Origin of the sequence: Nostocoides japonicum T1-X7 (assembly GCF_001046855.1) — a bacterium.
In the GTDB taxonomy this organism is placed as follows: Bacteria; Actinomycetota; Actinomycetes; order Actinomycetales; family Dermatophilaceae; genus Nostocoides; species Nostocoides japonicum.
This window is the reverse complement of the sequence record NZ_HF570958.1, coordinates 4690453-4692482: the sequence shown is the minus strand read 5'-3', so window position 1 is coordinate 4692482 and position 2030 is coordinate 4690453. Positions and strand designations below refer to the sequence as shown.

Here is a 2030-nt window from a genome sequence, read left to right as displayed (position 1 = left end):
GCGCCGGGCGCGCCACGCGGGCCGACGACACCGGTCGCCGACGCGACCGCCGTCGTGGTGCGCGACGGTGCCCCTGTGCCTGCACCCGCTGTCGTCGGCGGCGGCGAGGAGGGGAGGGGTGCCGCCGCACCCCATCCACCCGGCTGGCTCATGGTGTCCCCCCTTCCCCGGAGGCCCCATCATCGCCGATCGCCGGTCCCACCGGGACGCCGTCGTCCGCGGACCCACCCGGCGCCCCAGGGGATCCCGGCTCGGCCGTCGGCTTCCCGGGCTCTGCTCCGCGTCCCGGCGCCCCTGCCCCTGACCCATCCGCCGGCTCGCCCGGCCCCACCTCGTTGAACGCTGGACTCGGGCGCGGCTCGTCGAGCGCCGCATCCGGGCCGGGATCGCCGAGCGCCGTACCGGCGTCGTCGCTCGGCGTGTCGGGCGAGGGCCGGACGCTCTGCTCGGTGTCGTCGGGGGCGACGAGGTCGGCCGGTTCGAGGGCGCGCAGCTGCTCGACGGTCGGGTCCGCCACGTCCCGCAGCCGCCACGCGTGGTGGGCGACGGCCCCCTCGAAGACATTCCTCGCATACCGGCCGTTGCCGAAGGCGGCGTCGCGCACGACGCCGGAGAGCAGCTCGCGGAACCGCTGCTCGACGGCCTCGCCCACGTCGTAGTCCGCCGCCTCCGCGATCCCGCGGAAGATCGCGACGAGCTCGTCGTCGGTGTAGTCGGCGAACTCGATCGTCGTGCGGAACCGGCTCGCGAGGCCGGGGTTCTGCGCGACGAACAGCTCCATCGGCAGCGGATAGCCGGCGACGATGACGACGAGGTCGTCACGCCGGTCCTCCATCTCCTTGACGAGGGTGTCGACGGCCTCGGTGCCGTACTGGTCGCCCGCGAGCGAGTAGGCCTCGTCGACGAAGAGCACTCCCCCGGCCGCCTTCTCGACGATCTCGGCCGTCTTCATCGCGGTCTGGCCGAGGTAGCCGGCGACGAGCTCGGACCGGTCGACCTCCACGAGCTGACCCCGCGACAGCAGGCCGAGCGCCCGGTAGATGCCCGAGACGAGGCGGGCCACGGTCGTCTTGCCCGTGCCGGGGTTGCCCGTGAAGACGAGGTGGCGGGTGAGGTCGGGGGTCCTCAGTCCGGCCGCGGCGCGCTTGGCCTCGACGGTGAGGAGGGCGACCTGTCGGTGGATCTCGGCCTTGACGGCGGCGAGGCCGGTCAGGGCGTCGAGCTCCGCGAGCAGCTCCTCGACCGACCTCTCCGGCTCTGCGTCGTCCCCGCGCCCGTCCGCCGCACCCGCTCCCGCGCCGACCCCGTCCACCGAGCCGCCGTCCGCCCCTACCGCCGAGCCACCGTCCTCCGAGTCGCCGGGTTCCGCGGAAAGCGTCCCGATCTCACGCGATGCCCGCGGGTATGCGGACGCGTCCGGGTCGGTGGGCGGCGATCCGCCCGGGGTCCCTGTCCGGTGGGGTCGACCCGACGGCTCGATCGTCGACCCGTGACGTGGGGACGGAGCGGGAGAGGTGAGGTCACCGAAGGCACCCGGGGCCCACGGGTCGGCGTCCGGACCGAGGTCGAGCGGCGACCCGCCCGAGGGGTCGGCGCCTCGCACCGGCCCGTCCGGACCGGCCCGCAGGGCGGCGAGCCGGCTCGTCACGTCGTCCCACAGGCGGCGGACCTGGCGGGTCACCTCCTCCGTCGTGGACGTCGGGCCGCTCGCCGGTGGTGCAGAAGCCCCGATCGGGAGATCTGCACCAGACACCGGTGGCGCAGAGGCCCCGATCGGGAGATCTGCACCAGACATAGGTGGCGCAGAAGCCCCGATCGGGAGATCTGCACCAGGCGGTGGGGCGCCGGGCGGGGTCGGCGATCCGAAGGCGCCGAGCTGGGCGGCCGCCGCGGCCGAGGCGTTGCCGACCGTCTGCGTCGTCGGGGTGCCGAGTCCGGCGGCGGCCGTGCAGACGAGGGCGAGGGACCTCGCATACGCCGTCGCCTCGGGGCTGCCCGCCGCGGCGAGCGCCCGCACGGTGGGCGTCGGC

General features: G+C 75.4%; 1 protein-coding gene. It reads right to left on the bottom strand.

What is annotated here, in order from left to right; all coding sequences use genetic code 11:
• Window positions 1-148: 148 nt before the first annotated feature.
• Entirely contained in the window at window positions 149-1681 is a 1533-nt protein-coding gene (locus tag BN12_RS24045; RefSeq protein WP_235432490.1) for an AAA family ATPase, read from the bottom strand.
• Window positions 1682-2030 lie beyond the last annotated feature (349 nt).